The sequence below is a fragment of the Nocardioides sp. genome, from assembly GCF_964229035.1.
Taxonomy (GTDB): Bacteria; Actinomycetota; Actinomycetes; order Propionibacteriales; family Nocardioidaceae; genus Nocardioides.
Genome location: NZ_CAXRAZ010000018.1, coordinates 67579 through 75078 on the forward strand (window position 1 = coordinate 67579; position 7500 = coordinate 75078).

A 7500-nucleotide genomic window follows, 5' to 3' on the forward strand; every position below is an offset into this window, starting at 1 on the left:
AAAAAAGTCAGCCTGTCACCTTTAAGTGACAGCCGGTGCGGCTCTGAATCTGCCGATAGCGCGTTCGTGAGCCCGGAACCAACTGTCCCCGACCATCCGCTGCTCGAGTCTCTCGACCAGCCCTACTTCGAACCAGGAGAGCTAGCCGACTTGCTTCGGATACCAAAAAAGACCCTCGCGAACTGGCGCAGCGACAGGAAGGGTCCGAAGTTCCACACCGTCGGAGCCCACGTCCGATACCCGCGCCACTTCGTGGCTGAGTGGCTGATGACCTTGGACGACAAGGCCGATGAGTGGATGGCCTCGTGACGGGGCGCCCCCGGCAAAGCGTCGGCACCCATGGCTCGATCTCCTTCCGCCCGAAGGCTGACGGCTACATGGCGCGCACCCGCGTTCGGGACCGTGACGGACGAACTCGCGAGGTCACCGCAACCGGCAAGACGAAGGGCTCAGCGGAACGCGCGCTAAAGGCCAAGCTGGAGGTTCGCCGACCGTCGACGCCGGCCGGACTCCAGGGCAGCATGACGATGACGGCCGCAGCCGATTACTGGTTCGACTACCGTGCCAGCACCGGCCGGGCGGGCCAGCGCACCCCGATCAAGCCCCAGACGCTGGCGACATACAAGAACGCCATGCGGCTGGCCGTCCTCCCCGCACTCGGCGGTCTGCGCTTGGACGAAGTTAGCGTGCCTCTTCTCGACGAGGTTCTGCGCGACCTCGAGGCGGCGGGCACGTCGACGATGCAGGCTCGGTCGATCCTCAACCAGATCTTCGGTTTGGCTGTGCGACACGGGGTGATGAGCGTGAACCCGATGTCGATGATCGAGAAGCCGGCGCGCGAGAACGGGGAGATCGAGATCCTCACCATTGAGCAGGTGCACGTGCTGCGCCACGTCGTTCGCCCGGACGTGACCCGCAAGGGGAATTCGAAGAAGCCGAACGGCGATCTCCGTGATGTCGTCGACGGTCTACTCGGCACTGGATGCCGGATAGGTGAGTTGTTGTCGCTGCACTGGGACGACATCGACCTGGAGAGCGCCACGCCGACCGCCCACATCGCTGCGACCCTGGTCGAGCCGCGCAAGGAGTTTGGTGGGCAGCTCACTCGCCAGGAGTCGACAAAGAGCAGGGGGCAGCGCACGCTCATCCTCCCCGATGAGCTGGTAGACGTCCTGAACCGGAGGCGCGACACCTCGCGTTACGACCGTGCAAACGACCCCGTCTTCGCCTCTAGCAAGGGCACCTACCTCTGGCCCAACAACATCAGAACCCGGCTGCGCGCTGCCCTGGAGCCGTGCGACAGCCTCGTCGGTACCACACCGCACACGCTGCGGCGATCAGTGGCGACCCTGATCGCGCACACCGACGGGTTCGAAGCGGCGCGCGAGCAGCTCGGGCATGCGGCGACCGGTACAACCGCCCGCTATTACGTCGCTCCACGCGTGGTCGCACCCGACGTCCGCAAGACTCTGTCGAAATTCTTCGTCACCAACTAGCCCATTCCGCCCAGAAGAACGCGTCTCGGCCTGCCACAAACTCGACCCCCAGGGTTGTGCCCGACCACCAGGCTGAGCGCCTGGCGGTGACCGACGGTTTCGGCCGACGTAGTGGCGGCCCACGCAGCTTCTACCCGCTGGTTGCGCCGTAGGGATCCAGGTGGAGTTCGTCGAGGCGGAGGCGCTACTGCGCCACGTCCGCCGCCGGACCTGCACGACATCGCCAAGGTCCCTCAAGTCGCTGTGCTCGGAGAGCTCAGTCAGCGTCGCGAGCGGAGCCTCAGTGATGGCGGGGTAAGTGGCTTAGTCGTTCTTGCCGGGCAACTCGTCCAGGAAATGCAGCAGCTGGCTTAGTCGCGCCACGGCGGTGGCGACGGTCCCCTGCGCGTGTTCCTGCCGCGCCTTCGCCACCTCTGATGGCGTCACGACAGGCCAGTCAACGCTCTCGGGCGTGCCGTCCTGGCCTGCAATGGCACGGGCATCTGGCTTGGACAGCGGGGCGACACTTGCTTCAGCGACCTCTGCCCGTCCTGAGGCGCTGTTAGCTCGGCCGACAGATGGCCCCTTTACAGGGGTCGGGACTGCTGCACGGATAGGTGACCTCACCCGTCCGTGCAGGCAGACCCTGTGATGTAGCCGCGGCCCCGCCGGGCGCCTTGGATCCCGGCAGAACGCATCAGGCGTTCCACCACGCGCCGTGAGATCGGTGCTCCGTTTACGCCGCCTTCGCGGACCAGAGCGGCGTGGACCTTGCAGACCTCGTACAAGCCCGCGGCCGATCTTCCAATCGGTGTGGACCCGCACGACCTCGGTCAGCACCCGTTGATCGCGAATGGACCTCGCTGAGGCTGCCGCTTCTTGTGGGCTAAGAAGCTGTTCGGAGCGACCTTGATCCCGTGTTGGCTCAGCACACGACAGATCTCGATCTGGTCGGCGGGACCCCAAAACCGGTCGCGGTGTTCGTCGATGAACGCCCTTACCAGTGAAAACGCGGGTCGAGTTCCTGCGCGAAGAACGAGGAAGGCGCCATGAAGATCTCGTTGGCGCGCTTGAGTTCGCATACCTCTGCATCGAGCTGCTTGATCCTCGCCGCGTCCGCCGTACTCACGCTCGGCCGCCGCCCGGCGCCGATTCCGGACTGTTTGCACCACCGGCGCAGCGTGTCGGGGTTGACCCCGGTCGGCTAACCAACCGGCGCCGCCGCCGCGCTCAGCTGCAACTCCGTATCCTGTTCACGAGCCTCGTGCACGAGCCTGATCGCCAGCTCCCGCAACTCGTCGGGGCACTTACGTGGTGCTGGCACAGCAACCACCCTCTCGTGGCTCGAGGCCGGTCACCAGGCCGGGGACGGTTCAGAAGGGGACGCGATTCGGAGAGACTGGAGAGCGACCATCACGCGGGCTGCGTCGGTGATGCTTGTCAAGGGGTCGGTGTTCTGGCGGTGCCATTCGACGAAGTCATCGCGACTCATGCCCGACTTGATAATGATCTCGATATCGGTGTCTGCAACGTTGTGCTCGGCGAATAGTTTCAGCCATGCGGCACCGTCGGACGGTGCGATCCGCAGGTTCCTGAGGCGCTTCGCGGTTTCGGCGTCGACGCCGCTGAGGACCCAGTCGGCTAGCTCATCGCTGTTGACGGCGACGATCGTGATGTATTCATCGCGCCAATGGCTCTCCCAGAAGTCGCCAAAGATGTCGATAAATGTCTGTGCCGCTTCCGGGTCAAGACCGGCTTCGTGGAGACGCTTTGCAGCCGGAGTGCTGAGGCCAACGTTGATGTACCGGCAGGCAACATCTGCCGAAAACCCCTCGTTAAGGTACTCGTGAAGATGTTCGATGGCCTCGGTCGGGTTCTGGCGCACAAACGGGATAGGCATCCTTCGGGCATTGACATGTCGGTTCCAAGCGTCGATCACATCTTGGCCCAAGTTGGCCCGAAGAAATACTTGTTCGGAATCTTTGTTGATCTTCTGCTTGCTGTAGACGGTCATCAGAAGGTCAAGAATCGAATCAGCTGGACCTTCGCCGCTGCCGCAGAGTTTTCCCCATCTTCTCGCGTTGGCGATGAAGCCCATGCCATCGCATTTGTCTTGGGTTTGGCGGATCGTGACCGTCAGGGGAAACCTGATGGCAGCGGTAGGTTCGATCCATCTTGACGAGTAGTCCTCGTCGTAATCTTTCGGTAGTCCGCAGGGACTGGATTCCAAAGAACTCTGGACGGCCATGAATTGTGTTGGCGTCAGGCCCAGGTCGATGGCACGCCTCGCGGCCGCCGGGCTTGCTGTGGCCGCGATCCATTCACACGCAGCGACTGGGGCGATTGCGGCTTCTTGAAAGGATTGAAGCTGGTCCTTCGCGAACTGTGCGTCGTGTCTCGTCAGTGAGTGAGCCGGTCCGCGGATGTTGCACTCCCATGCCATCACCAGATTTGCGCCCCCTGCGCGCGTTAGGAGGAGTTGCGTGTTGCGGTCGACGGGAGCGGTGCCGGCGACGGAATGCAGGAAGCGGTTGACGGCGATCTCAATGCTGTCGCCGATGCCGAGTGCGCTGTCGATCTCTGGGCTGGTGACCTTAAATGCTTTGGTCTGACGGAAGTCGTAGGAGGAGTCGCTGGTCTGCCATAAGGCGTAGGCCTCGCGCCAATAGGCGCGCGGTGGCCACTTGAGCCTGCTGCCTCCCGTGGAAATCCTTTCTATGGTCAGTTCGATGGAGTGGGGCAGGTGGGGGAGCGCAATCTCCGTAGCATTCACGTCGTGGGAGTCCATTCGTTCGGTAGTGATCACTTGGGGGCCGACGTCACGTGGTCGGCGGGATGTCGAGCTGGCGTGGTGGTGATATCGGTCCGCTCGGCACGAGGTAGACAGGGTGCGGAGAAAATCTTTTGTCACCTCGCATGCACCCCTCGGGGGAATGCGCGGCAAGCGCTCAGCGCATCGCGAGGCCGTTGGTTCGGGCCTGGTGGTCTGCCCATGCCGCCCGCTGGTCGTCGGCCTTGCGCTGACGAGATGCTCGGGTGCCGGTGGTGCCTCGGGCGTTCGCGAGGCCGGTCAGCCAGCTGTCTAGGGCGGATGGGCTTCCGGTGAGCCGGTAGGCACCCTGTGCGCTGGTCAGGGGCGGGTCGGCGAGGAGTGGGCTTGGTGTTAGTAGGGGGGCTAAGGCTTTACGGATGGAGTCGTTCTTGAGCCCACTGAGGAAGCTGAGGTCCTTTGCGCTGGGAGAGGTGGGGGATGCTGCGATCAGGGCGAGCAGGAAGCCTTGTGTTCGCGTAGCTACTGGATCCTCGGGGGTGCGGGGCTGCGGAGAGTGGGTGAAGGCGTCATGGCACGCGATGCTGACGACGGCTTCGCTGAACGTCGGGCGGATGGTCGGCGCCATATACCTCTGGGGAGAGACCTGTGGCAACGACGGTGACGTTGCCACAGCGCTGGTGCTGGTGCTTTGAAAGCGTCCGACGTCGATGAGATAGGTGACAGCGTCGATGTTGCGGCGTTGCTCGAAGCGCTGGACGAGGGCCCGTGGGTTGAAGTTGTCTGATCCGACCGGTGTGCTGATGGCGCGAAGAGCGCGTGAGACAGTCTGGTGCTCTAGGTTCAGCATGACGGCGAGGCAGCGCGCGGAGGCCGCGACACTGACCGTTGAGTCGGCCTCGTCGAAGATCTGGCTCTGGGCGTGCTGGTGGGCCTTCTGCAGCAGGCCAGCCAGGCAGGTCAGCATCGTGATGCTCACGTCGGGAGGCAGCAATCCTGGATGCCGCCTCGAGAATTGTGGGTCGAGCAGGGCGGCGTCGACGGCGTCGAGGTGTGCCTTCGCTCGTTGCGCATTGTGTGGATCGGTAGGCAGCGACAGCGAAGGGTTCGCTGGGGTCTGCGCGACTCGGGCCGTGGCCTTCGCAAGTGCTCGGCCTAGTTCGCGGTCGGGGTCGGTCTGGCGACAGAGCCAGTGCCCTGGCGTGTGGGTGGCGCTGTTGTTCTCTCGAAGGGCGCGACGGATGTGGACCTCGGCCCACCCGGCCTGCTTCATTCCGAGGACTACGGACATCAGGGCTTGGTGGCCTCGCTTCGGTCCCTCGCCGCCGACGCCCCCTTCGGTGAGGATCTGCCACACCGCGGCAGATGGCATGCCGAGGCTGCTAGGTAGCCATATTGGGCGATGGGCGCGCTCGAAGTCTTGGCGCTCGACGACCATCGGACGGACGGCGTCGGTCGACTTAAGAGGGCCAGCCCAGCGCAGGTTGGTTCGTGGATCTGATGAGGCCAAGGTGAGGTCCTCCGTACGGTCAGCCCGCTTGGCGGGCGACCCCGTCGGTCGAGGTCCCTAGCGCTATCGGAGGATCCGTCGAACTGCTGGAGGCCGCGACAGAACCTGTTTCCCGGGATCCGTTCGTCGATACGACGGATGCCTCCCGGCATGGGTGCACGACCGTGCATAGCGGCCGCTCGTCAGAGGCTGTATCGAACGACGTCGAGGAATTTTTGCTCCGGTCGTCCTGTCGCCTCCGAAGTGGACCGATGACGTGACCAAGCCCCCTCAGGGCTTGCCTGCCGCAACTAGGCGCCGATCTCGCCCCATGGCAGCGCGTCCCTCGTCAGCCCTCCAACAGGAGTTTTCAATGTCTCGAGTCACGCCCCTCCCACCGCGCCAGCCCGGATCGCCGTCCCGCGACTGGGCTTCCCCGATCGGCACGACGGTGTCGATCGGTGAATACGCCACACGACTGGCGGCGCTCGACCTGACGCCGGCCCAGCCGATCGCCCTCGTCGAGGCTCTGCAATGGGCCATGAGCATCAGCCCTCCCGATGTGCCGACTGTGGGGCGTCTCCGTGGGCTCAGGATCACAACTCCCGCATCGCCCTGCTACGTCATGCCCGAGATGGTTGACATCCTCGGACAGCCCAAGTCGCAGCGCTTCGGTTTCTCATTCCTCCCGTGCGCGAGCAGCGTCATTCCCGTCGGCCGTGCGCTGTGCTCCCAGCGCAACGGGATCGGACCGGCTCAGTCCGTTGCGGAGTTGAAGCCGCTCTTGTGTGCCGCTGCCGATCCGCGGGGCGATCTGCTTCGCACGCAGTCGGTGGCGTTGGGATTCATCGAACTGGGGGAAGGAGATCCGCCCCGCCATTGGCTGGCGGCCGTCGGGGCGTCGAGCGAGGCCAAGCAGACCGTCCAGGAGGCATTCGACGCAGCCGTCGAGGCCCACAGGGCAGCCTCCGTCTGGTCGGTTCACGTCCCGTCCGCCTGCTCCGCATGGGCCAGAGGTCGGCGATGACATTGCCAGATGAGATGCGCTTCTACCGCGCCGGTCAGCACTATCAGCTGTTGGTCGAGCAGAGCTGGTCAATTGCTGGCCGTGACATCGAACAGGCACGTCGCCTGTACCGGGACGCTGAGGCGATCTTGGAGCCCTTGGGCGACGTGAGCTCGGTCGAGGACCTGAGGGACTGGATCGCGGGGTGCGCGAGATCGAGTGACGACCTTCTCGCTGCGGCGGTCTACGCCGCCGACACCGATCCCTACCGGCCGGCTGAAACGGGTCGGACCGCGAGGCCGAAGGGCCTCGCCGAATTGGTGACCGGATACCAGTCGATGGGGCGACTCGCCTCACATCAGGCCAGCGCGCTCCGCGATGCCGCCGAAGCCGCGCAGCGGGTGATCGATGCGGAGACCGAAGCGCTCGCGGTGCTGCTTCAGGGCCTACCGGAGGAACTCGCCGAGGCCTACAGCTCTGCACGGGAGCACACGGCCGGCACGGCCGCGGCAGGAGAAGGGCCGGTTGGCAGCCGGGTGTGTGGGCCATGCTGCCCAGGTGAGCAGGTGACCCTCACGCCTGAGGGACCAAGCGGTGCGCTGGCAGACCCCGATCAAGTCAGCGCCCCGGCCCGCTGGCTGGTCGCACGGCTGGCGCGAAGGCCTCTCCGGTTGCGCCGTCGTGGCCGGACTGGCGCTTGAGGGCACTACATTGCCACGCCACAATCGGCATCTGGCGCTGTGGTCGGCCCAACTTCAGG

The 7500-nt window shown here is 64.6% G+C and carries 7 protein-coding genes; 4 read left to right on the top strand and 3 right to left on the bottom strand.

The annotated features are described in order from the left end of the window. Positions 1–66 precede the first annotated feature (66 nt). Both ACERUN_RS06650 and ACERUN_RS06655 read left to right on the top strand, forming a co-directional pair. Positions 67–309, top strand: coding sequence for a helix-turn-helix domain-containing protein (locus ACERUN_RS06650; RefSeq protein ID WP_370289054.1), 243 nt, complete (start codon positions 67–69; stop codon positions 307–309). Continuing rightward, positions 306–1496, top strand: a complete 1191-nt coding sequence (locus ACERUN_RS06655; RefSeq protein ID WP_370289055.1) for a tyrosine-type recombinase/integrase — start codon at positions 306–308, stop codon at positions 1494–1496. The genes ACERUN_RS06650 and ACERUN_RS06655 overlap by 4 nt, the downstream gene beginning before the upstream one ends. Positions 1497–2098: 602 nt before the next feature. Here ACERUN_RS06655 and ACERUN_RS06660 read toward each other — a convergent pair. The 3 genes from ACERUN_RS06660 to ACERUN_RS06670 all read right to left on the bottom strand — a co-directional run bounded on the left by ACERUN_RS06660 (position 2099) and on the right by ACERUN_RS06670 (position 5617). Next, the gene (locus ACERUN_RS06660) at positions 2099–2263 is read right to left on the bottom strand and encodes a transposase (RefSeq protein WP_370289056.1); all 165 of its coding nucleotides are present in this window, start codon (positions 2261–2263) and stop codon (positions 2099–2101) included. Positions 2264–2829: 566 nt separating this feature from the next. Next, positions 2830–4263, bottom strand: coding sequence for a hypothetical protein (locus tag ACERUN_RS06665; protein WP_370289057.1), 1434 nt, complete (start codon positions 4261–4263; stop codon positions 2830–2832). A gap of 160 nt (positions 4264–4423) precedes the next feature. After that, positions 4424–5617, bottom strand: a complete 1194-nt coding sequence (locus tag ACERUN_RS06670) for a hypothetical protein (RefSeq protein ID WP_370289058.1) — start codon at positions 5615–5617, stop codon at positions 4424–4426. A gap of 490 nt (positions 5618–6107) precedes the next feature. Between ACERUN_RS06670 and ACERUN_RS06675 the strand changes: the two genes are divergently transcribed. Together ACERUN_RS06675 and ACERUN_RS06680 are read left to right on the top strand one after the other, a co-directional pair. Further along, positions 6108–6761, top strand: a complete 654-nt coding sequence (locus ACERUN_RS06675) for a hypothetical protein (protein WP_370289059.1) — start codon at positions 6108–6110, stop codon at positions 6759–6761. Then, positions 6758–7441: a hypothetical protein gene (locus ACERUN_RS06680; RefSeq protein ID WP_370289060.1), complete on the top strand. Its 684-nt coding sequence runs from the start codon at positions 6758–6760 to the stop codon at positions 7439–7441. Before ACERUN_RS06675 ends, ACERUN_RS06680 begins: the two co-directional genes overlap by 4 nt. Positions 7442–7500: the final 59 nt, after the last annotated feature.

What these genes read in the sequence shown, in the direction of transcription:
- ACERUN_RS06665 (WP_370289057.1), bottom strand. Translation starts at nt 4,263, where the DNA reads ATGGACTCCCACGACGTGAATGCTACGGAGATTGCGCTCCCCCACCTG.
- ACERUN_RS06670 (WP_370289058.1), bottom strand. Translation starts at nt 5,617, where the DNA reads ATGCCATCTGCCGCGGTGTGGCAGATCCTCACCGAAGGGGGCGTCGGC.
- ACERUN_RS06675 (WP_370289059.1), top strand. Translation starts at nt 6,108, where the DNA reads ATGTCTCGAGTCACGCCCCTCCCACCGCGCCAGCCCGGATCGCCGTCC.
- ACERUN_RS06680 (WP_370289060.1), top strand. Translation starts at nt 6,758, where the DNA reads ATGACATTGCCAGATGAGATGCGCTTCTACCGCGCCGGTCAGCACTAT.